This window comes from Psychrobacter sp. R86515, assembly GCF_042466315.1.
GTDB lineage: Bacteria > Pseudomonadota > Gammaproteobacteria > Pseudomonadales > Moraxellaceae > Psychrobacter.
On sequence record NZ_JAXHCC010000001.1, the window covers coordinates 2,361,293 to 2,382,743 of the forward strand.

At 42.1% G+C, this 21,451-nt stretch carries 20 protein-coding genes and 1 pseudogene; 14 read left to right on the forward strand and 7 right to left on the reverse strand.

Annotated features, from left to right (window positions below; all coding sequences use genetic code 11):
- Nucleotides 1–17: 17 nt before the first annotated feature.
- Complete coding sequence (locus tag SJY28_RS09845) at nucleotides 18–1,007, forward strand: dihydrodipicolinate synthase family protein (protein WP_379544309.1); 990 nt, start codon at nucleotides 18–20, stop codon at nucleotides 1,005–1,007.
- Here the strand turns inward: SJY28_RS09845 and SJY28_RS09850 are convergent.
- Both SJY28_RS09850 and SJY28_RS09855 read right to left on the reverse strand, forming a co-directional pair.
- Entirely contained in the window at nucleotides 1,004–1,612 is a 609-nt protein-coding gene (locus tag SJY28_RS09850) for a Crp/Fnr family transcriptional regulator (protein WP_201569081.1), read from the reverse strand. The two genes, SJY28_RS09845 and SJY28_RS09850, sit on opposite strands and share 4 nt — an antisense overlap.
- A 550-nt stretch (nucleotides 1,613–2,162) precedes the next feature.
- Nucleotides 2,163–3,752, reverse strand: coding sequence for a BCCT family transporter (locus SJY28_RS09855; protein ID WP_379544310.1), 1,590 nt, complete (start codon nucleotides 3,750–3,752; stop codon nucleotides 2,163–2,165).
- Between the two features lie 326 nt (nucleotides 3,753–4,078).
- Here SJY28_RS09855 and SJY28_RS09860 point away from each other — a divergent pair, with 326 nt between their 5' ends.
- From SJY28_RS09860 to SJY28_RS09900, 9 genes are all read left to right on the forward strand, one after another.
- A complete protein-coding gene (locus tag SJY28_RS09860; RefSeq protein ID WP_379544311.1) occupies nucleotides 4,079–5,272 on the forward strand; it encodes an aromatic ring-hydroxylating dioxygenase subunit alpha in 1,194 nt (397 codons plus the stop codon).
- 1 nt (nucleotide 5,273) lies between these two features.
- A complete protein-coding gene (locus tag SJY28_RS09865) occupies nucleotides 5,274–6,704 on the forward strand; it encodes an aldehyde dehydrogenase family protein (protein WP_379544312.1) in 1,431 nt (476 codons plus the stop codon).
- A 26-nt stretch (nucleotides 6,705–6,730) separates the two neighbouring features.
- On the forward strand, nucleotides 6,731–8,086 hold the full coding sequence (locus SJY28_RS09870; RefSeq protein ID WP_379544313.1) for an FAD-dependent oxidoreductase: 1,356 nt from the start codon (nucleotides 6,731–6,733) through the stop codon (nucleotides 8,084–8,086).
- A gap of 10 nt (nucleotides 8,087–8,096) precedes the next feature.
- Entirely contained in the window at nucleotides 8,097–9,413 is a 1,317-nt protein-coding gene (locus tag SJY28_RS09875) for an NAD(P)/FAD-dependent oxidoreductase (RefSeq protein WP_379544314.1), read from the forward strand.
- Between the two features lie 19 nt (nucleotides 9,414–9,432).
- Nucleotides 9,433–9,783 (forward strand): ethanolamine utilization protein EutQ, encoded by a 351-nt coding sequence (locus tag SJY28_RS09880; RefSeq protein WP_379544315.1) that lies wholly within the window; start codon nucleotides 9,433–9,435, stop codon nucleotides 9,781–9,783.
- A 297-nt stretch (nucleotides 9,784–10,080) separates the two neighbouring features.
- Nucleotides 10,081–10,998, forward strand: a complete 918-nt coding sequence (locus SJY28_RS09885) for a LysR substrate-binding domain-containing protein (protein WP_379544316.1) — start codon at nucleotides 10,081–10,083, stop codon at nucleotides 10,996–10,998.
- Nucleotides 10,999–11,497: 499 nt separating this feature from the next.
- Nucleotides 11,498–12,361 (forward strand): SDR family NAD(P)-dependent oxidoreductase, encoded by an 864-nt coding sequence (locus tag SJY28_RS09890; protein ID WP_379544317.1) that lies wholly within the window; start codon nucleotides 11,498–11,500, stop codon nucleotides 12,359–12,361.
- A gap of 157 nt (nucleotides 12,362–12,518) precedes the next feature.
- Nucleotides 12,519–13,568: a zinc-binding alcohol dehydrogenase family protein gene (locus tag SJY28_RS09895; protein ID WP_379544975.1), complete on the forward strand. Its 1,050-nt coding sequence runs from the start codon at nucleotides 12,519–12,521 to the stop codon at nucleotides 13,566–13,568.
- A 99-nt stretch (nucleotides 13,569–13,667) separates the two neighbouring features.
- A complete protein-coding gene (locus tag SJY28_RS09900; protein WP_191115302.1) occupies nucleotides 13,668–13,973 on the forward strand; it encodes a putative quinol monooxygenase in 306 nt (101 codons plus the stop codon).
- Between the two features lie 166 nt (nucleotides 13,974–14,139).
- Here the strand turns inward: SJY28_RS09900 and SJY28_RS09905 are convergent, their stop codons facing one another.
- Together SJY28_RS09905 and SJY28_RS09910 are read right to left on the reverse strand one after the other, a co-directional pair.
- Complete coding sequence (locus SJY28_RS09905) at nucleotides 14,140–14,352, reverse strand: zinc-binding dehydrogenase (protein ID WP_224737985.1); 213 nt, start codon at nucleotides 14,350–14,352, stop codon at nucleotides 14,140–14,142.
- Nucleotides 14,353–14,386: 34 nt separating this feature from the next.
- Nucleotides 14,387–14,860, reverse strand: a complete 474-nt coding sequence (locus SJY28_RS09910) for a winged helix-turn-helix transcriptional regulator (protein ID WP_379544318.1) — start codon at nucleotides 14,858–14,860, stop codon at nucleotides 14,387–14,389.
- Nucleotides 14,861–14,962: 102 nt separating this feature from the next.
- Between SJY28_RS09910 and SJY28_RS09915 the strand changes: the two genes are divergently transcribed.
- Both SJY28_RS09915 and SJY28_RS09920 read left to right on the forward strand, forming a co-directional pair.
- Complete coding sequence (locus SJY28_RS09915) at nucleotides 14,963–15,691, forward strand: SDR family oxidoreductase (RefSeq protein WP_379544319.1); 729 nt, start codon at nucleotides 14,963–14,965, stop codon at nucleotides 15,689–15,691.
- Between the two features lie 64 nt (nucleotides 15,692–15,755).
- Nucleotides 15,756–16,343: a 2-hydroxychromene-2-carboxylate isomerase gene (locus SJY28_RS09920; protein WP_379544320.1), complete on the forward strand. Its 588-nt coding sequence runs from the start codon at nucleotides 15,756–15,758 to the stop codon at nucleotides 16,341–16,343.
- A 171-nt stretch (nucleotides 16,344–16,514) separates the two neighbouring features.
- Here the strand turns inward: SJY28_RS09920 and SJY28_RS09925 are convergent, their stop codons facing one another.
- Complete coding sequence (locus SJY28_RS09925) at nucleotides 16,515–17,261, reverse strand: carbon-nitrogen hydrolase family protein (RefSeq protein WP_379544321.1); 747 nt, start codon at nucleotides 17,259–17,261, stop codon at nucleotides 16,515–16,517.
- 121 nt (nucleotides 17,262–17,382) lie between these two features.
- Nucleotides 17,383–18,273 (reverse strand): LysR family transcriptional regulator, encoded by an 891-nt coding sequence (locus SJY28_RS09930; RefSeq protein WP_298810786.1) that lies wholly within the window; start codon nucleotides 18,271–18,273, stop codon nucleotides 17,383–17,385.
- Nucleotides 18,274–18,398: 125 nt separating this feature from the next.
- Between SJY28_RS09930 and SJY28_RS09935 the strand changes: the two genes are divergently transcribed.
- The gene (locus SJY28_RS09935) at nucleotides 18,399–19,268 is read left to right on the forward strand and encodes a DMT family transporter (RefSeq protein ID WP_379544322.1); all 870 of its coding nucleotides are present in this window, start codon (nucleotides 18,399–18,401) and stop codon (nucleotides 19,266–19,268) included.
- Between the two features lie 279 nt (nucleotides 19,269–19,547).
- Nucleotides 19,548–20,816, forward strand: a pseudogene (gene dddP, locus SJY28_RS09940) (dimethylsulfonioproprionate lyase DddP); the annotation flags it as partial.
- On the opposite strand, the gene SJY28_RS09945 reads toward dddP, so the two are convergent.
- The gene (locus SJY28_RS09945) at nucleotides 20,813–21,451 is read right to left on the reverse strand and encodes a GNAT family N-acetyltransferase (RefSeq protein WP_379544323.1); all 639 of its coding nucleotides are present in this window, start codon (nucleotides 21,449–21,451) and stop codon (nucleotides 20,813–20,815) included. The pseudogene dddP and the gene SJY28_RS09945 overlap by 4 nt on opposite strands.

The following is a 21,451-nucleotide window of genomic DNA, read 5'->3' on the forward strand; positions in this document are numbered from 1 at the left end:
CTATTTGGAGAAGCCACATGACTTGCATGACGACTAAGACTAAGACCATGACACATGGCGTATATCCCGTTGTTCATACGCCATTACATGAAGATGAAAGCATTGATTTTGAGGGTTTAAAAGCTTGTTTGGAGTATTACAATCAAACAGATTTACCGGGTGTTACTTTGCTTGGAAGCGGTGGGGAGTTGCCTTATTTTTCAGACAGTGAGCAATATGACATTATTAAGGCAGCTTTTAATTATCTAGACGGTAGCAAGGCGATTATTGCTGGTGTCCATGCGTATAGCAGTGCGCAGGCGATAGAAAAAATAGCCTCATATAGCGCTTACGTTGACTACATATTGCTATTGGTTCCTGATTATTACCAAAGCACTTTTGAAGATTATCTACAAACATTAGAATGTATTGCGCAACACTCTGCAAAACCTATTTTGTTTTACTATTTCCCGCAAATCACTCAAAAGACATTTACGTCAAATCAGTTGATTGCCATTCTTTCAATCGACAATATTATTGGTATCAAAGACAGTTCTGTACATATTCCAACGGCCAAACGCATCTTGTCTGATGTACCAGATACACTCTACTTTAGCGGGCTTAGCTTGTTATTAGAGCCTTTAATAAAGCTGGGTGCAGCAGGGGCGATTTGTCCTATTGCCTCGGTACTGCCACAGCAAGCACATGAGTATTTTTGTGCTATTCAAAACAGCGATAAAAATCTCAAAAAATATAGAGCACCATTAAAGCGTATGTTGCCGATTGTGAATACGTTGACTCTGTCGGAAAAAACCCAGTTTCTGGCGTTAAGTCTACTTAGCACGAGCCCAGTGAAGCTGATAAAAAATGTGACCAGCTCTCACGCTAAAATCAAAGAAGCTCTAAGATTTAAGGGCTTGCCTATTCAAAGAACGGTCAGAGCGCCTTTACCTGGTCTGTCTGATACAGAATCTGAAAAAATCGCGCTAATTATGGATGATTTAGTATCGCTTCAATCGACTGTTTAATTAGCATCGTGATAGGCTTTTGAGAGTGCATCCATACTGTTGATAACGATTTTTCCATATTGAATACAGATAAGCTTGTCTCTCTCCATTTGTTTAAGCTCTTTGCTAACGCTCTGCCGAGAGGCACCTACCATCCTTGCTAAGTCTGCGTGTGAAATAGTAATTTCTAGCTCATTGCTTTGTGCCATTTTTGAGCTTTGATTGACCACTATCCTATATATACATCGTGACAATCTTTGATGTAAGGGAAGCGTCAGATTGTCAGTATTAATCTCGAAGGCAACCCGCATTCGGTGAGAGAACATGATTAGGAGCTGAGCGTTTATCTCAGGGTACTTGTTGTTAAGTCGAAAAAAATGTCTCTTGCTCAATACATTGACAACAGAATCACCTACTGAATAGGTATTGGTGGCTCTGGGTAATTCATCTATCAATCCTTGCTCACCAAATGTCTCTCCTGATAATAGCGTACCGATGACTACCTCTGTACCATCATGGCTATATATATTACATTTTATGTTACCCGATACTACTTGGTACAGCTCATTAGACGGTTCTTGTATACGAAACAAGGCTTCTCCGTCAGATAGCGTTCGTTGAGTCATCGCTGAACGAATGTCCTCCTGAATAACTGTAGGAAGTTTTTCAAACCAGTTATAAAATATTAACGTATTCAGAAGAATGCCCTCATTTGAGTTAAGAATAACAATCTAACATACTTTGATTCAGGCATTCCTATTCGTTTATACAAGAGACGGTGACGTTGATTTCTATGTAAAAGAGGGGTGTGCTTAGGTCTGTCTAGGGCGTGTCTTCAATTCAATCGATAGTTATCTAAATGGGTTAAAAATGGCTAAATCTTGCCAAACGGCGTCAAATAGCTGACTAATATCTCGATATTATCTTCGCCATTTTCCTTGTTTGACGGCAATTTATCTCATTTTTATCACCATTTTTAAAATGAGGACACACCCTAGTAGTTACTCTAGGGAGCAGTCGTTTCAAGTAACAGCAATTCTAAATAACGGTCATTTTAGGTATCAAACAAAAAAATAGAAACTCCTAAGAGTTTCTATTTTAATCAGGTAAAGCAGATTTTATGATGATGCTTTTGTTATATCTTGATCAGTGTTTTAAACGTTCAAGTTGAAAACATTATAAGCCCATCCTATTTGCCTCTTCTTTTAGACTCTTAAATAGAGTAATACACATGATAAAGAGGAAGATTGAGATTGGAAAGCCTGCAATGATAGAGGCTGTCTGCATAGCCTTAAGCCCTCCAGCATAAAGTAAGCTACCTGCAATAATTGCAATCAAAATACCCCAAATGATGCGCATTTTTTTAGGGGAGGTCTGCGCCCCCTCTGCATCTAAAAAGCACAAGACATAAGTCCCACTATCTGCTGAAGTAATCAGAAATGTTCCAAGCAAAATACAGGTAAAAACACTCAAAGTCTGACCTAATAAGTCACCACCTATACTTTCGAACATCGTAAACAAAGAGAAAGTCATATCAACCTGTAATGCTTCAACTACCGGACCGCCAGTAAAAGCTTCTTGAGCAGGTAGACCTGCTTCGACTAGTGCGGCCGCTTGCGTTTCATAGCTGTGACGAGCATCCTGCTCAACTTTTAAAGCAGAGCCACCTACGACTGACATCCAGATTGCTGTAATCAGAGTCGGAACAAGAAGTACACCTGCAATTAACTCACGAATAGTACGTCCTTTTGAAATACGCGAGACGAACATCCCAACGAATGGTGCCCAAGTCATCCACCACGGCCAATAGTAAGCCGTCCACCAGTTTTGCCAGCCCGAGTCTTTTTGGGTATCACTCCAAAAACTCATGCCTATGATATTTTGAGCATAGTTACCCGTGGTTTCAATTAGCGTATGTATTAGATAGCGAGTTGGACCGATGACAAGCAGAATGATAACTAGGGAGAGTGCCAACAACATGTTTAGATTAGATAAATACTTCATACCTTTGTTGACGCCAGTGACTGCCGAATAAGTTGCAATAGTACATAAGAAAGCCAGTAAAGAAAGTTGGTTAAATAGGCTGTTTTCAATACCAAATACTTGGCTCAAGCCAGTATTCATTTGGAGCGCACTCATTCCCAGAGATTGAGCAATACCAAATGCAGTAACGAAGATAGTAAGAATATCTATAGTATGACCAATAGGACCATAAATACGATCACCGATAATTGGGTAAAGTACAGATCTTAAGCTTAAAGGTAGCCCCTTTCTATGGCTAAAGTAGGCTAGAGCTAAGGCAGTCATACAGAATATTGCCCACGGATGTAACCCCCAGTGAAAGAAGGTGAGCTGCATGGCCATACTTGCAGATTCGTCACTTAAGCCTGGAGTAAAAGGATTGCTTATATAATAGTTCATAGGCTCAGCAACCGCCCAAAAAACCAGACCGACACCTATACCGCCTGAGAAAAGCATGGAGATCCAACTGACAAAACTAAAATCAGGCTCTTCATCGTCTTTGCCTAGGCGTATATGTCCAAAACGACTGAACATTATAAAAAGCAATAAAATAACAACGCCAGTCATCAATAAAATATAGAACCATTTAAAATTTTGTAATAAAAAAGTTGCAATGTTTTGGAAGGCCGCTCCAGCTTGTTCTGCTTGGAGCGCACAGAACAATACGAAAGCAATAACCAATACTTTTGAGACAACCGTTATGGTTGGATTTAGTCCTTTAAAAATGCCTGATGTAGCTAGCATGATCACTCCTTGAATACGTTACAACAGCCAGATTTCCATAGCCAGCTGCCTGTTTGGGTCATTCAGGGTAGTGCTATGTGCCAGTACCTTTCAACCTATTTATTATCATAAATACATGAGTTTTATTAATAGAAAACAATTGTAGGTATTTAATACAAAGAATCTTTATAAAATACATGACAAAAACTCATGAATATCTAGCAAAAAAGTCGTTTGTCAAACTCCGCAATGTCTAGCAGAATCTTCATCAAGCAGTACAGATTGCTCATAAATGGCTACAGCCAACGCAAGGAAGTATGCGTCATTTTATTACATGGAGATTCAACATGAACCAAACTAACCACAACCGCATCTCAATCAAACAAGTAGATAGTGTTTTGCACCCCATCACTGAAGCAAGTGGTATGCCTAATACTGCTTATGTCAGCGAAGAGTATTTCAATTTTGAGCGCGATAACATCTTAAGCAAAACTTGGGTATGTGTTGGGTTTGCCTCTGACCTTATTAAAAACGGCTATATCAAACCTGTCGAATTTATGGGATTGCCATTATTGATGATGCGCAATCGTGAAGGTACGGTACAAGTATTCCATAACGTTTGTAGTCACCGCGGTATGAAACTGGTTCATGAAGAGGGCGTGGTACAGGGCGTGATTCGCTGTCAGTACCATTCTTGGAGCTACGATTTAGACGGAAATTTAAAAGGAACGCCGCACGTAGGCGGTATAGGCAAACACAAAGATGAGCGTTTTAAATGCGAAGACCATGGTCTACGGGCATTACGTTCTAGTGTTTGGATGGATATGGTCTTCGTCAACATATCAGGGGATGCCGCACCGTTTGAAGCGCATATCGCTCCTTTGTTAGAGCGTTGGAAGCCGTTTTGGGGAGAGAGTGGTGTCGATCAAATCCACCGTGTGGATATGAGTGAAGGTTTAGAGATTGAGGTAGATAGTAACTGGAAGTTGACGGTCGAAAACTACTGCGAAGCCTACCATTTACCTTGGGTGCATCCAGCATTGAACACGTACTCAAAGCTAGAAGACCATTACAACATTATGTTTGAAGACCGCTTCGCAGGACAAGGTAGCTATAAATACAACTTGTCTGATACTCAAGGCACTCATTTACCTAAGTTCCCAAGCTGGCCAGATGACAAGTTGCGTCACGCTGAATATGTGGCTCTGTTTCCAAACGTACTATTGGGCATTCAAGCAGACCATGTATTTGCGATGATGATTGATCCTATCAGTGCCGAAAAAACGACTGAAAAACTCCGCTTGTACTTTGTCAGTGATGAATCTGCTAAAGACATTTATGCAGCTTGTCGTACAGCGACGCTAGAGTCTTGGCGTGTGGTATTCAGTGAAGACATTACGGCGGTCGAAGGTCTACAAAAAGGTCGTCATTCTCCAGGGTTTGGTGGCGGTGTGTTTTCACCCGAGATGGACTTACCAACACATTTCTTCCAAAAATGGCTAGCCACACAAGCGAAAGCTGCACTAGAAAAGGAGGCATAAGATGCAACATTACCTCAACTATATCAATGGTGAGTGGAAAGACTCACACAGTCAACTGACTGTGATGAACCCTGCTACTGGAGCACCCTATGCCACTGTTGCTCAAGCAAGTATCGAGGATGCTGATCTAGCAATGGCTGGAGCAAGGCATTGTGTGAGCCAAGGGCTGCTTACCGATATACGCCCAGCGCAGCGCCTTACTTGGATGCTCAAGGCCGCTGAGGAAATTCGTAAAATTACGGAAGAGGCCGCTTTAGTACTGTGCTCAGAAAATGGTAAAAACTTGGATACGGCTCGTGATGAGTTCATCGAAGCAGCCCGTTACTTTGAATATTACGCTGGCATCGCAGACAAAATTGAAGGAATATCTGTGCCATTGGGCAAAGACTACATCAATTTTACTCAATACGAGCCAATGGGTATATCAGTACAGATTGTCCCTTGGAATTTCCCTGTATCCATTTGCGCGCGTTCTTTGGCGCCAGCTTTAGCCGCTGGCAATGCGGTGGTTGTAAAATCTCCTGAGATTTCGCCCATCGCTATGACATTGTTATTTAAAGCTATCGAAAAAGCTGGTTTTCCACAAGGCGCGGTGAACTTACTTTGCGGCAAAGGCTCAGAGGTTGGCTCGCACTTAGTCAAGCATTCAGAAACCAATCAAATTGTATTTACAGGCTCAGTACCAACTGGGCAACGCATCTTAAGAGATGCTGCTGAATGCGCAACACCTTCGGTGATGGAGCTGGGAGGAAAGTCTGCTGCCATTGCACTAGCAGATGTGGATCTAGACACGTTATTGAGTAGTGTCAAGGTCGGTATTTTCTATAACTCTGGGCAAGTATGCTCAGCGATGTCACGCTTACTGGTACATCGCAGCCGTTATGACGAAGTAAAAAATGCAGTCGTTGATTTGGCACAGAGCTTAAGTATCGGAGTAGGTGAAGATAACTCTGATTTAACGCCTGTGGTATCTAAGAGTCAACAGCAGCAGATTCTAAAAATGATTGATTCTGCTCGTGAAGAGGGCGCATGTATTTTGACAGGTGGCAGTGCACCTGACTTAGAGGGTTATTTTGTATCGCCAACGATTATCGAAGCTAGCCATGAGATGAGTATCACGCAGCAAGAAGTCTTTGGACCTGTCTTAGTGATAATGCCATTTGATGAAGAAGAGCAAGCGATTGAGATGGCCAATGGTACAGCGTTTGGTTTAGTGGCTGGCGTATTTGGTGAAGGGTTAAGTCAGACGTTACGGGTGGCAAACAAACTGGTTGCTGGGCAGATATTCATTAATGAGTGGTTTGCAGGCGGGGTTGAGACGCCTTTTGGCGGCGTAGGATTGTCAGGTTTTGGTCGAGAAAAAGGGCAGGAAGCCATCTATAGTTATGTTCAGACGCGCAATATTGGTATTCGTTTGAGACACAACAAGTAGTCACAGAGTCAAGGGGAGTAGGCACAATGAAAAAATGGTTATGTATTGTCTGTGGTTGGGTTTATGACGAGGCGAAAGGCTGGCCTGCTGATGGAATCGCACCTGGCACAAGATGGGAAGACATTCCAGAAGATTGGTTGTGCCCTGACTGTCAAGTGACAAAAGCTGATTTTGAGATGCTCGAGATTACCGACGACGAAGAGGAAAGTATTGGCAACGCTATCGTTGATAATACTATTGAACCAGTCGTTATTATCGGAAGTGGTCATGCAGGTTACCAGTTAGCGTCAGCATTGCGTAGCCAGTCTCCAGATTTGTCTATTACCTTATTCACCGCCGATGATGGATCGGTCTACAGTAAACCCGCACTATCTAATGCGCTTGCTCTAGGCAAAAGCGGTGATGATCTAGTAAGAGAGTCTGCGCTGAGCTGGGAGCGACGCTTAGATATTCGTGTATACGCACACACTCGTATCAACAAAATTGATCGTTCACAAAAAAGACTCTACACCACAATAGGTGAATATACCTACGGACGCTTAGTATTAGCGACTGGCGCGACGCCAATTGTCATTCCGGTAGAAGGTGAGCAGTCTGCTCTATTCAGTGTGAACGATCTAGCAGATTACAAACAGTTCCGCTCTCATTTAACCGATAAGAAACATATCACTATTTTAGGTGATGGCTTGATTGGTTGTGAGTTTGCTAATGATCTGGCAGCACATGGTATGGCTGTCACCGTGGTAGGGTTGGGCAAATGGCCTATGGAGCGACTAATTCCGCAACAGTTGGGTAGCGCGTTGCAGCAAGCGTTGAGCGGAATTGGTGTGGAGTGGAAGCTGGAGAATAGTATCCGCTCTGTTCAGTCACTCGGTGGTCGTTATCAGTTAGCGCTACAAGATGGACAATGTATAGAGACAGACTTGGTACTCAGTGCCGTTGGCTTGAGACCAAATATTGCATTGGCTCAAACAGCAGGTTTAATCACAGGACGAGGTATCCAGACTGATTTAAATCACCAGAGTAGTGACCCTGCAATATATGCATTAGGGGATTGCGCTGAGGTGAATGGTGAATGGGCACCTTATATCAATCCTATTAATCAGGCGCTACCTGCTCTGGTCAATAGCTTATTAGGGAAGCCGACGCCGGCATCATTGAAGGCGACGCCGATCATCGTAAAGACGCCTGTTTTACCGCTGAGTATATTGCCCGGGGTTGGCGCTGGGGACTGGAGGGTTGAGCAGTATGGGCAAGAGCTGGCTGCAGGTTTTTATGATAAGACAGGCAATCTAACAGGCTTTGCACTGCTTGGTGCGACATTACAAAGCCAGCGCAATCAATGGCTTGAAAAAATAACGCTCAATAAAACGGCAGCTTGAGGAAATAATAATGGTTAATTTACCGAATGATGACAAAAGCTGTGGTTGGTATTCCGTATTGCCTGCGCCAGAACCTGCCAAAAAGCTGCTTGGAACACAAAAAGCCGACTATGCAATTATTGGTGCAGGCTTTGCTGGCCTAGCGGCCGCAAGACGATTGGCTGAGCTAAAGCCAGAGGCGCGTATTATATTGGTAGATGCGCAGCGTGTGGCAGAAGGGGCCTCAGGGCGTAACTCAGGCTTTGTGATAGATTTACCACATAAGTTTTCATTAGAGCATCCAGATCCTGAGCTTAAGAAAAAGCTATTACACCTAAATAGAACCGCCATATCTCAGTTGCAAGGATTGGTCGAACAGCACAACATCGATTGTCAGTGGTCGGCGGTAGGTAAGTACCAAGGCGCAGTTGGCGAACGTGGTGAGGAGCACCTAAAACATTTTGAGCATTTGATGAAAAATCTAGGGGAGTCTTATCACTGGGTAGATAAAGCAGAGCTCAGTAGCGTTCTTGGAACCAATTATTATAGCCGTGCTATTTTTACGCCTGGCTCTTACCTCATGCAGCCTGCCGCTTTAGTACAAGGAATGGGTAACAATCTACCTGAGAATGTAGAACTGTTTGAAGAATCACCAATTACAGACATACAGAAATTAAATGGTAATTGGGTACTGACCAGTAATAAAGGAACAGTGATTACACCTAAGTTATTGCTGGGCACTAGTATCTTTACACGAGAGTTTGGCTATCTCAAAAATCGTTTATTACCCGTGATGACTTTTGCCAGTTGGACTCGTCCGTTAACTGATGAAGAGATGAAGATATACAAAGGTGACTTAAACTGGGGGTTAACACCAGCTGACCATGCTGGCACGACATTACGCATGACTGCGGATCGCCGCATCCTTATTCGTAATACCTACAAACATGTACCAAAATATGGCAAAAGCATCAGTGATGAGACACGCCAATGGGTTCAGACGGATCATCGAAAAGCATTCTTAGCCCGTTATCCTGAGCTGGCAGGTGTGCCTTTAACCCATACATGGGGAGGTGTTTATGCCATCTCACGTAATTTTACGAACTTCTTTGGAGCGTTAGAAGATGGCGTGTATGCCAGCGCGTGTGACAACGGTGTTGGTGCGGCGTGGGGAACCATTTCTGGAACGCTACTCGCAGATCTGGTGGTAGGAGCAGACTCCCAAGATTTGCGTGATATTCAATATGTGACTGATATGCCAAGCTTAAACCCACCAGAACCGTTTTTAGGACTGGGGGTCAAATTTCGCATCAATCTCGCAAAATGGCAAAGTCGCAGTGAACTATAGCAATCGCTAGGAAATAATAATGAGTGAAGTAAGATTAATAGATAGTAAGAACCTCGAATTTAGTGTACGTGGCGACTCTCCAGGCATGGCTTATGTGGCTAGGGCATTAACGCCTGACGTTTCTCCAAATATGGGAATAGGTTTTGCTCGTTGGGAAGGTGCAGAGGTCTCATGGCAAGTACTCTACGATGAGGTTGTCTTTGTGATAGAAGGCTGCTTTGAGTTAACGGCTAATGGTCGAAAGTACGAAGTGCGTCCAGGACAGATGCTTTGGATTCCTGAAGGAACAGAGCTTATATACGGTGGTCATGCCTTGTTTGGCTATGTTGTGCACCCTGGTAACTGGAAAGAAATCCATGGATTGACATAAATGCGATATTTAAGCACAAAGCTCTTTAAGTCTTAGGATTTAAAGGGCTTTGTTCTTTTATAGCCGTTCTTATAAATATTGGTATTAGAATCAATAACAACGCATTTAAGTGATAATGATTAACATACATATATCTTAATGTCCTTACTTTTGAAGTGTTAAACACCGCGATCAGTTTTTATGACGTCTAGTGATATACTCAAGCTTTCAGGTGTCTCTATTTACGATCTGATTCTATTTACGTTCTAATCTAAGGAATAGATTAGTTATTGCCAAGATGACAAGCTAGGAGTGTCGATGAAAATCAAGCCATTACCACCGATGAACAGCCTTATTATGTTTGAAGTAGCAGCTCGCTACCAGAGCTTTACCTTAGCTGCCGATGAGCTAAACGTCACGCAAGGAGCCGTCAGTCGTCAGATACTCCAATTAGAAGAGTATCTTGGCAAAGAGTTGTTTATTCGAGCCAACCGTAAGATTTCTTTATCGCCCACTGGATTGCAGTATTATCAAAGCATTTATGGTGCGCTGATTAATATTGCCCAAGCGACCGGAGAAATCAAAAAATGGCGCGGTGAAAATCAAGTCACAGTAGCCACCACACATGCAATGGCAGCACTTTGGCTACTGCCTAAGGTTGCACGATTTCAGCAAGAAGAAGGCATAGACCTGAGAATACTAGCAACTGATAATGTTGTAGATTTGCATAGTATGGACTGCGATTTAGCTTTGTTTTATTGCCGAGTACCACCTGCAGGAATGGAGGTAACCCCTCTATTTCCAGAAGAAGTGTTCCCTGTCTGTAGTCCAGATTATTTGGTACAGTTTAATAATGATAGATCGCTAGAGAAAATATTTGGTGGTACTTTATTGAATCTTGATGAGGCACGAATAGACTGGATGACTTGGCCTGAGTGGTTTAGTGAAGTAGGTTATCCTACTATCACGCCTAAAAACAAAGTCCATATCAATAATTACACGATGTTGCTTCAGGCTGCAATCAATGGTCAAGGTATTGCTTTGGCGTGGGGTTCACTTGTAGATGACTATCTGAAAAGTGGCGCTCTAGTGCGCCCAGTGGATACCGTTCTACGTACTGCAGAAAACTTTTATATGTTAGAGCCTTTAGGTCGACATAACACGTCAATGAGTGTGACCAAATTCCGGAAATGGTTATTACAACAGCTTCCTGAACTTGTAGGGGTAAAAAATTGATTGAATCAACGAATTTTTTGATGAGCCATTTCTTCACTCAAGCCTAAATACTGCACATAGTCGATTAAATACGCTTGTACGGCACTAGGCTGTTTAACTTAACTTCCTAAACCGACTTCAATGAGCCGCTTCAACGATCCGCTTCAACGAGCCGCCCTTCTTTTATATCAACGCGACTATCTAGACGGTTTTCAGTGCAATACCATTTAGATAGTACTGCTTAATGTTTTGATTCTATTACTATCACTTGTGAGATCTACAATGAAATAGAGTGGCTTTGTCGATAGTTACATTATCTTCAGTCTAACTAGCAACCGCTTAGGTAACAGTTTAAATAACCCCTTAAATATAACTCACTTTCAAAATTATATTGAAAGTGTTTTAGGTGATGGCTACTGTTTGAAGCACAACACTTTCATTACAATGGACGCTATCACGACGGATAAAATAGAACAGGTATCCAAAACTGAAACAATAATTCAAACAATAAGGGCGGTTTATGACTCTGAATACAACTAAAACAATTTTAATCACTGGCAGCACAGATGGCATTGGCAAATTGGCAGCGCTAAAACTGGCAGAAGCTGGGCACCAAGTGTACCTGCATGGCCGCGATGCTGACAAACTTGCTAACGTCATTGCAGAAGTTCAAGCAGTCGCGACAGGCGCAGCAGTAGATAATATTGATGGGTTTGTGGCTGATTTTTCTGATCTAACGGATGTGCTCAAGATGGCAGCAGACGTCAATGAAAAACTGACCAAGCTTGATGTGCTCATAAATAACGCAGGGATTTATACCACGGCATCAGCAATGACTAAAGACGGTTTGGATGTACGTTTCGTAGTCAATTACCTAGCGCCTTATGAGCTGACCAATGCTTTATTACCTTTGCTAAAGCAGTCTGATAAAGCGCGTATCGTGAACTTAAGCTCAGCTGCGCAAGCGTCCATATCTTATCAAGCACTTGCAGGCCAGACCCGCCTCGATGATAAGGATGCTTATGCCCAAAGTAAGCTGGCACTCACGATGTGGAGTATGGCATTAGCTGACACCGTCGCTAGCAACGATATCAATGTTATTGCCGTCAATCCAGGCTCGCTACTGAACACAAAAATGGCCAACGAAGCGTATGGTCAACATTGGTCATCAGCAGACAAGGGCGCAAATATCCTAACTGCATTGGCCATCTCGGATGAGTTCGCTGATGGTACTGGTAAATACTTTGATAACGATATAACAGATGGCGTACATGGCGATGCAAGAGGGGCGTTTGGTCGACCACATGCTGATGCTCTAAACCAAGCAGCCATTGCAGAGCTTGAGCAGCATACTCAGACAGTATTACAGTCAATTTTTGCATAAGATGCATAAAATTTGCATTTAGCAGCATCAATAAATTTCGAAAAATTAAACCATTACTAACTATATTTTCAAATAACTATATTTTCAAATTTTATTATTAAAAATTTTATTATTAAAAATTTTCTCATTAAAAACAGGACACAATATTATGCAAACTATCAAAGCCATTGGTTATCAAAGCAATCTACCTATCGATAATGAACAGTCGCTACAAGACATTACCCTTGATAAGCCAATTGCTTCAGGCCGCGATATTCTCGTAGAAGTGAAAGCCATATCAGTCAATCCAGTAGATTACAAAATCCGTGAAGGGCGTCCTGCTGCAGAGGGTGAGTATGCTGTTATTGGTTGGGATGCTGCCGGTACTGTGACGGCTGTCGGTGAAGACGTTAGTTTATTCTCGGTAGGCGACAACGTCTATTATGCTGGAGATTTGACCCGTTCAGGCAGCAATGCTGAATATCAGTTGGTCGATGAGCGTATCGTTGGACACATGCCAGCCTCTTTGTCTTTCGCTGAGGCAGCGGCATTACCACTCACGACGATTACAGCTTGGGAGATGTTATTTGACCGTTTACAAGTGCCTGTGTCTGATAGCGCAGCGAATGACAGCGATAGTAGCGAGAATGCTAATAACGTCTCAGTATTGGTCATTGGCGCAGCGGGCGGTGTTGGATCTATCTTAACTCAGTTATTAAAGACAAGAACGTCGGCCACGATTATTGGTACAGCTTCGAGAGATGAGAGCGTGCAGTGGCTCAAAGATTTGGGTGCTGATCATGTTATCAATCATCGTAACCCATTGTCTGATGAACTACAAAAAACAGGTATTGCTGAAGTAGACTATGTGGTGAGTCTCAATAATACTGAAGATCATTATGAAGAAATCATTAAATGCTTAAAGCCGCAGGGTAAGCTTGGACTGATTGATGATCCAAAATCATTAGATGCCAACCCTCTTAAAACCAAAAGCTTAAGTCTGCACTGGGAGTTTATGTTTGCACGCTCAATGTTCAATACGCCAGACATGATTGAACAGCATCATTTATTAAATGCGGTGGCAAAATTGATTGATGCAGGCGAGATCAAAACCACGGTCGCTCACAATCTTGGGGCTATCACCGCTGAACATCTACGTAGTGCGCACCAAATGCTAGAAAAACAGCAAGCGCATGGCAAGATTGTATTAGAAGGCTGGTCTGCATAACGCATAACGCCATTTAGATTAATAGGTCCAATGTGACGCTTTTAGCAGACACGTTGGACCTATTTAAATCAATGATAATAACAAATATAGGATAAATAGATGAGCACGCAAGCAAACAAACCACTTACCATCGTCGCCACTATCAAAGCCAAACCTGAGCACGTTGAACAAGTTAAAACTGAGCTGCTTAAACTGACAGCAGCATCACAAGATGATCAAGGTTGTATTCAATATGACTTACATCAAGAAAATGCAAATAGTAACGGTTTCGTGGTTTATGAGATTTGGGAAAACAACGAGTGTCTTCAGCAACATGTACAAAGCCCGCATTTCCAGAGCTATGTACAAGTAACAGATGGGATGGTCGATGAATTTGTCGTCACTGAAATGACAGTTATCTCATAGATTTGATTTATATTCTGCTACTAACAATAAAATGAATGGTTGAAAGTCATGACTGATAAGGTTGACTTTCATGTTTCAAAACAGCGTTTATTGATTTAGATATGAATGGCTTTGAATAAAATATTCAAAGCCATTTGTACGCTATTTATTTGCTATTGATCGATGATTATTCTTGAGCAACGTTCAAAACGATTTTACCGACATGTTTCTTTTCTAAGAAAACCGCTTGAGCAGTATGTATCTCTTTTAATGGAAAGGTACACGCCACGATTGGATTTATTTTACGTTGTTCGATACAGTTAACAAGGTTTTGGAATACTTCAGGCTGTAGTACAGTACAACCGTAAAAGGTTAAGTCTTTTAAATAAAGTGTTCTGATGTCTAGCTCTAGTTATTCATCAACCGCTACTATATTAAATACTCACTTCATCATTACCGATCCATTTGGGTCCTATCTCAACCTCAATATCACGTGCAGTAATGGGCTCAGCGCACTTGGAGCATATTGTCACCGGATGCATAATGTGACCACATGCCTTGTGTCTATGTAACAGCGGTGCCCCGCGTTCATCAGCCATGTGTTTATCACCCCAACTGACCAATGCCAGTACGATAGAGTGCAAATCTAATCCACATTCTGTCAGTCTATATTCCTCACGTAGCGGCCGCTGCTGATAGGCGACTTTTTTTAAAATATCGTATTCAACCAGTTTGCGAAGACGGTTAGATAGGACATGGCGTGTAATGCCCAAGCGTTGCTCAAATACGTCGAATCGTCTGACTCCCAAAAAACAATCACGCAAAATCATGAGCGTCCAACGATCACCAATGACTGCTAAAGTGCGAGCCACCGAGCAAGACTGTTGGTCCAGTTCATCCCAGCGCATAGGTTATCTCCTTTATCGTTAAGTCATAGGTTAGCTTGACAGGGTCCAAAAATAAAGCTATGTTTTTGTTAGTTCTAAAAAGGAACCTATAAGGAAATAGACATGAACAGAGCACCCGTAGCAGTTGTAATCGGCGCAGGCGATGCCACTGGCAGTGCTGTTGCCAGACGTTTTGCGCGAGAAGGTTTTACTTTGTGCGTGACCAGAAGGACTGTTGAGAGGCTAGAGGCATTAGTCCGTGATATCGAAGCGGCTGGGGGAGTAGTCAAGCCATTTGGTTGTGATGCACGTGTCGAGCAAGAGATGGTTGAGCTGTTTGCTCATATTGAAAAAGACATTGGGCCGATTGAAGTGGTGGTGTTTAATATCGGGGCAAACGTTCATTTCTCCATCTTAGATACGACAGAGAGGGTCTATCGAAAAGTGTGGGAGATGGGTGCCTTGGCTGGATTTTTGACAGGTAGAGAAGCGGCAAAAGTCATGATTCCACGTAAGAGGGGGACAATTATTTTTACGGGTGCAACAGCGTCTTTACGCGGTAGTAAAGGTTTTTCGGCTTTTGCTAGCGCTAAGTTTGCTCTACGGGCACTGGCACAAAGCATGGCGCGAGAGTTGGGACCAAAGGGCATACATGTCGCACATCCTATCATTGACGGTGCTATCGATACTGACTTTATTCGTGATAACTTTCCTGAGCGCTATGAGCTAAAAGACCAAGACGGTATTTTAAATCCAGAACATATCGCTGAGCAGTATTGGCAGTTGCACTGTCAGCCAAGGGATAGCTGGACGCATGAGCTAGATTTACGCCCATGGATGGAAACTTTTTAATCTTATCTGGTTAATAACCATCAAAATTTTAATGGATTTTTAATATATTGCAAGGAATGCAAAGATGAGTAAACAAGTAGAGTTTTTCTTTGATGTGGGTAGCCCAGCCAGTTACTTGGCATGGACACAGTTAGCGAGTAACGCGCAGCGTCACAATGCCGAAATTGTTTGGCGACCTATGTTACTTGGCGCAGTGTTTCAAGCCGTTGGTAACACCTCTCCAGCTGCCATACCTGCTAAAGGCGCTTATATGCTCAAAGACCTTAAGCGTTTTTCAGCCATCTATGACGTACCTTTTCGCTTCAATCCATTTTTCCCAGTCAATACGATGCAGCTTATGCGCGGTGTTACCGCTTATTTGGGGACACCTAAATTTGAGAGTTATTTATCCGCTATCTTCAATGCGCTATGGGCTGAAAAGTTAAATATGGAATCACCAGAAGTTGTGGCTGAAGTTCTGTCGAAAGTAGGCATTGAGGCGACTGATTTTATGGCGCGTATTAGTGAGCCTGAGGTCAAGGCGCGTTTAAAATCTAGTACCGAAGAAGCAGTAGCACGAGGGGTATTTGGGGCACCAAGCTTCTTTGTAAATGGTGAAATGTTCTTTGGTCAAGACCGGTTGAGCTTTGTTGAAGATGCTTTGAGAGACTGAGAATAGTAAGTCATAGGATATATAGACTGCGCTGTACTAGCTCAACGATAATCCATCGGCTCTCAAGCCACCAGACATCAGCCGCGATAAGTAACCGTGATTTTTCTTCACTGTGTTTTCTCCAGAAAATAACCTTGCCACTCAGTTTAATGATTAAGCTCTATGGTTACATTAAGACAAGTCTATATATTGATAGTTTTGCTTAGACTGCTCTAGTTCCTCTAAATCTATATTTACTGTTACTATATCTGGCGACGAACCAAGTTTTTTGATAATTCGTCCTGTAGGAGAGACGATTAGGCTCTCTCCTACAAACTGACCGCCATGACCGACGCCAACACCATTGCAGGTAATCACAAAACATTGGTTCTCTATAGCCCGAGCTTGAGTCAATACATAGTGGGTATTTGCATAAGGAGACATATTGCCGTTTGGCATAAATATGATCTGTGCGCCTTTTTTTGCCAGTGCTCTTGAGCCTTCTGGAAACTCTAGCTCAAAACAAATTTGAGCACCACAAACCACATCATTAATGCTAACCACTGACAAGTCTTCTCCGCTTGTAAATACCCCAACATCATCAAGCCAAAGCTTTGACTTTCGGTGTTTATGAATGATTTTGCCGTTTTTTATAAAAGAACATGCGTTATAGAAAAGTTGATCCTGCTTGTCAATATGTCCAATAATGATGGTTGAATCTGTATTTTTGCTTGCTTCCAATATGCTGTGAAAGTGCTCTGTTGATTGATGATACAACGCTTCAATATTGTCTAGCGTCGGAAAGCCAGTCAAAGCAAGTTCTGGAAAAATCATAAAGCCATCACAAACTTGATGATCATGGATTGATTTTAATATCGCAGCAGCATTTACTGATACTTGATAATCGGTAATATCCATTTGATTGAGGATTATTTGCATAGGTCTTGCTCTTTATCGTAGGGGGTTGATACTTTCACAGTGTTTATGGTCGCAATTATAGGTAATACTCGTTAATGATGGTCGTTAGAAACACTTATTTAAAATGCTATTTAAAACACTTTTAAAGACATTGTGACTCTAACCAACGACTCAATTTAATGATGTCTGGTTGATTTGACTTTAAGTCATTATAAAAGAAATAGAAACTGTCGCCAGTGAGTAATTCATGCATTGGGATTTTGACAAGATTTTGCTGATGTGTTTGTTCTAGCATCATATAGTTGTCGGTAAGCGTAATACCTAAGTTATAACGTGCAGCCTGTGCGGCAAGCAGTACATGGCTAAATTGATTAATCTTTACCTCGCTTGGCAGCTCAAACCCGCCTGCTTTACACCATTTTAGCCAATCATTAGCCGTACCTTCACTTTTGTCAGAATATTTTACGGACAGTATAGGGTGTTGCCATAACGCCTCAGGCAATGGCTGATCCTTTATTTCCGCCCAAAGTTTTTGGCCACAGACAGGAAATAGCTTCTCAGCGAATAAAAGCTTGCTGACTACATTGCGTTTCGGTGGATTGACGGTAATAAAGCAATCCGAACACTGCTCATTATAGTCGTCTTGGTCTGTCACCATATTTAAGGTCAGCTCAATCTCTGGGTGCTGTTCGCGGAAGTTTTCTAACCGAGGAATCAACCAATTGACAGCCACTGAACTATACAGCGCTAGGCGAATATGGCCAGGCTTATCATGGCGAATGGCCTGACTGGTATTGGACAGAGCCGTCAGCGATTGATTTACTTCTGTGAAATAACGCTCGCCTATATCTGTTAAAGAAAGGGTTCGGCCCTGCCTATAAAACAACGCTTCACCAAGATATTCTTCAAGCGTTCGAACCTGATGACTCACGGCACTTTGCGTCACGTTGAGGCTTTCTGCCGCCTTAGAAAAACTATTGAGCCTTGCTACAGATTCAAAGCATTGTATGGCACGTAATGGGGGGAGTTTCATTATGAGTTCAACTAATACTAAACGTTTTTATATCATTATACGTCATGAGTATACGCGAATATACTATTTATCTGACCATTGGATTGAATGGCTTAATTTAAAATTTTATGTATTTTGAGATAAGCATGATAATGCCGAAGATGAGTGTTGGATTTGCAATGATACTGTTGGTTGCAGGAAACATGATTGCAGTCCTTTCAGATGCACTGATAAAAGAGTTGCCAGATGGTGCAGCGGTCTATCAGTTTGTGCTATTGCGTCAGCTAACAGCTGTCTTGATGCTACTACCGTTTTGTTTATTTAACCAAAAAGCCAAGCTACTTAGTAACGTAAAATGGCATTTTGTACGTGGGCATATTTGGTTGTTTGGCGCGGTATTCATGGTGTTGTCTATCCAAGCGCTACCGCTAGCCACGGTCAATGCGATTTTTTATACTGCACCTTTACTGATGTTGCCGTTAGGGTTTCTGTTTTATAAAGACAGACTCACAGCACCAAGCATCATTGTGGCAATACTAGGCTTCATAGGTATTCTTGTCGTGGTAAAACCAACACAAATTAATATGGGTGCTATATTTGCGCTGATCGTGGCCTTAACCATGGCGACAAACAACCTATTAGTGCGAAAATTACCTTCGAATCACACAGTTGCACAAACACTGTTTTTGACCAATTTAGTCGGAATACCGTTGGGGCTTGGTTTGGCTATTTGGGAACATGCTCCTTTGAGTTGGTACGCGCTATGGATAGCAGCAGGCTCAAATTTGTTTATTTTGATCTATGCGGGTATCTGCGTACTGGTCTACCGAGCGGTTGAAGCACATAAAATATCTAGTGCAGAATATACTGGTCTGTTAGGAGCAGTGGTTATCGGCATCGTATGGTTTGATGAAATACCTGATATCAGTCTTTTGATAGGTTCGGCTCTTATTGTCTTACCTTTAATTTGGCTCGCCACGCTTGAGTCCATTAAATATAAAAGAACAGCCTTATAGCGTTTTGAAACATAGAGAGCGGAGAAAGAAAGCGTCATAATATTAGCATGACTTTATGTCATGAATTCGTGTGTTTAAATCGTTTTTTCATACTCATTTTTTGTGGCAAATTATTATAGATACAACCATTCAGGCAAGGCTCTAGTCTTCAATGGAGCCTGTGTTTGTTGGAGTTATTACTATGAGGTAGGCCAAATAATGAGCAATATAACCACATTTTCAGTCACATCTTCAAATCGAAAAATCGACCCTTCACGGCGTTGAGGTGGCGCGTTTAAAGCTGATGGCTCTCTTAACGACAATGACCGTGTCGAGATAGGTCCAACAGATCTTGCATTCAATGAGTGGGCTGAGCTAGGGCTGACACCTCCCAACCTTACACGAATGCGCGAATACCGCCTCCAAAGAATCGTAAAAGAACTACAGAAAAGAGATCTTGGAGGCATCTTATTGTTTGATCCTCTTAATATTCGATATGCGACTGACTCCACAAATATGCAGGTATGGGTAACCCACAATCACTCTAGAGCCTGTTTTGTATCTGTATCAGGACATCTTATTTTATGGGATTTTCATAATTGTGAGCACTTATCAGCACACCTTCCTTTGATCAAAGAAGTCAGAGGAGGCGCTTCTTTCTTCTACTTTGAAACCGGTGATAGAACTGATGAACATGCCTCTAGGTTTGCTTCAGAAATTCAATCTATTTTACGGGAGCATGCTGGAGACAATAAAAGATTGGCTATCGATAAAATTGAAATTGCTGGTTTCAATAAGATAAAACAGTTAGGAATCGATGTTTTTGATGGTCAGGAAGTGATGGAGTTTGCTAGATCTATTAAGAACGAAGATGAAATTAATGCCATGCGATGTTCAATTGCCTCAACAGAGGTTGCGATGAAGTGCATGCAAGAAGCAACAGTACCCGGTATCACTGAGAATGACATATGGTCTATTCTTCATGCGGAAAATATTCGTCGAGGTGGTGAGTGGATAGAATGTCGAATTCTTTCTTCAGGGCCTAGAACCAATCCTTGGTTTCAAGAAAGCGGCCCTAGAATTGTGAAGGAGGGTGAGTTACTTGCATTCGATACAGATCTGATTGGCCCTTATGGAATGTGTGCAGACTTGTCTCGAACTTGGATGATTGGAGAGAGCTTGCCAAGTGCAGAGCAAAAGCATCTCTATCAGGTAGCTTATGAACATATCCAACACAACATGACTATATTAAAACCAGGAATGACATTTGAAGAGGTGACAAAATCTGGTTTATTACTTCCTGAAGAATATAGAGCGCAAAGATATGGTGTGATGATGCATGGCGTTGGTCTTTGTGATGAATACCCGTCTATTCGTTATCCTGAAGACCTTGAATGCCATGGCTATAGTGGTGTGCTGGAACCGGGTATGGCACTCTGCGTTGAAGCGTATGTAGGTCGAGTTGGTGGTAAAAATGGTGTCAAACTTGAAGATCAAATCATTATTACAGACACTGGATTTGAAAACCTTACTAACTATCCTTTCGAAGCCGCTTTATTGGCTAATTAAAGATAGTCTATACAAGCTTGTTGAGATAAAGATTTGGCATAGGTATAGTGCATTATCTGCGAGTTTAGGCGGTTGGGATACTCATCAACACACTGATAGCCATTATTATCGTAGTACTGATAAGTGCACAGGGTGTCTGTATGTAGTGCATACGTGTCTGCACCCTGTGCCACGAGATAAGCCTCAAATGCTTGAATCAACGTCGCTCCAATACGGTGACGACGATAGTTTGGATCTACACAGAAGAACTGTAGCTCGCTATCAAAATTGACTGTCTTTCGTTTCGCACCAGCCGTTTCTTTTTTCTGTAAATCACTTAATACCTGTCGACCTTGATCAGATAGACGCAACTTGTGTTCTATCTGATCAATAATAGGCTTATCATCGAATGGTAATGCCTTGTATGAATCTTCTTTAGTAAAACCTATAACCACACCACAAATAATGTCATCATATTCTGCAACTTGTATAAAAGTAGCACGATGACAGTCTTTCGCAAGAAATAGGGTAGCCAGTTGCTTTAGAACCTGCTTATCTGTAGCAGTAGTAAATACACTCAAATTCATATTGACGACAAAGAGGTCGACAATGGCTGTAAAGTCTTCAGGCATAGCACGACGATACTGTATTGTCAT

Coding starts and splice junctions, on each gene's coding strand:
- SJY28_RS09885 (WP_379544316.1), top strand. CDS start 10,081: ATGAAAATCAAGCCATTACCACCGATGAACAGCCTTATTATGTTTGAA.
- SJY28_RS09890 (WP_379544317.1), top strand. CDS start 11,498: ATGACTCTGAATACAACTAAAACAATTTTAATCACTGGCAGCACAGAT.
- SJY28_RS09925 (WP_379544321.1), bottom strand. CDS start 17,261: ATGCAAATAATCCTCAATCAAATGGATATTACCGATTATCAAGTATCA.
- SJY28_RS09910 (WP_379544318.1), bottom strand. CDS start 14,860: ATGCGCTGGGATGAACTGGACCAACAGTCTTGCTCGGTGGCTCGCACT.
- SJY28_RS09900 (WP_191115302.1), top strand. CDS start 13,668: ATGAGCACGCAAGCAAACAAACCACTTACCATCGTCGCCACTATCAAA.
- SJY28_RS09880 (WP_379544315.1), top strand. CDS start 9,433: ATGAGTGAAGTAAGATTAATAGATAGTAAGAACCTCGAATTTAGTGTA.
- SJY28_RS09935 (WP_379544322.1), top strand. CDS start 18,399: ATGATAATGCCGAAGATGAGTGTTGGATTTGCAATGATACTGTTGGTT.
- SJY28_RS09860 (WP_379544311.1), top strand. CDS start 4,079: ATGAACCAAACTAACCACAACCGCATCTCAATCAAACAAGTAGATAGT.
- SJY28_RS09930 (WP_298810786.1), bottom strand. CDS start 18,273: ATGAAACTCCCCCCATTACGTGCCATACAATGCTTTGAATCTGTAGCA.
- SJY28_RS09865 (WP_379544312.1), top strand. CDS start 5,274: ATGCAACATTACCTCAACTATATCAATGGTGAGTGGAAAGACTCACAC.
- SJY28_RS09915 (WP_379544319.1), top strand. CDS start 14,963: ATGAACAGAGCACCCGTAGCAGTTGTAATCGGCGCAGGCGATGCCACT.
- SJY28_RS09870 (WP_379544313.1), top strand. CDS start 6,731: ATGAAAAAATGGTTATGTATTGTCTGTGGTTGGGTTTATGACGAGGCG.
- SJY28_RS09855 (WP_379544310.1), bottom strand. CDS start 3,752: ATGCTAGCTACATCAGGCATTTTTAAAGGACTAAATCCAACCATAACG.
- SJY28_RS09920 (WP_379544320.1), top strand. CDS start 15,756: ATGAGTAAACAAGTAGAGTTTTTCTTTGATGTGGGTAGCCCAGCCAGT.
- SJY28_RS09945 (WP_379544323.1), bottom strand. CDS start 21,451: ATGACAATACAGTATCGTCGTGCTATGCCTGAAGACTTTACAGCCATT.
- SJY28_RS09845 (WP_379544309.1), top strand. CDS start 18: ATGACTTGCATGACGACTAAGACTAAGACCATGACACATGGCGTATAT.
- SJY28_RS09850 (WP_201569081.1), bottom strand. CDS start 1,612: ATGACTCAACGAACGCTATCTGACGGAGAAGCCTTGTTTCGTATACAA.
- SJY28_RS09875 (WP_379544314.1), top strand. CDS start 8,097: ATGGTTAATTTACCGAATGATGACAAAAGCTGTGGTTGGTATTCCGTA.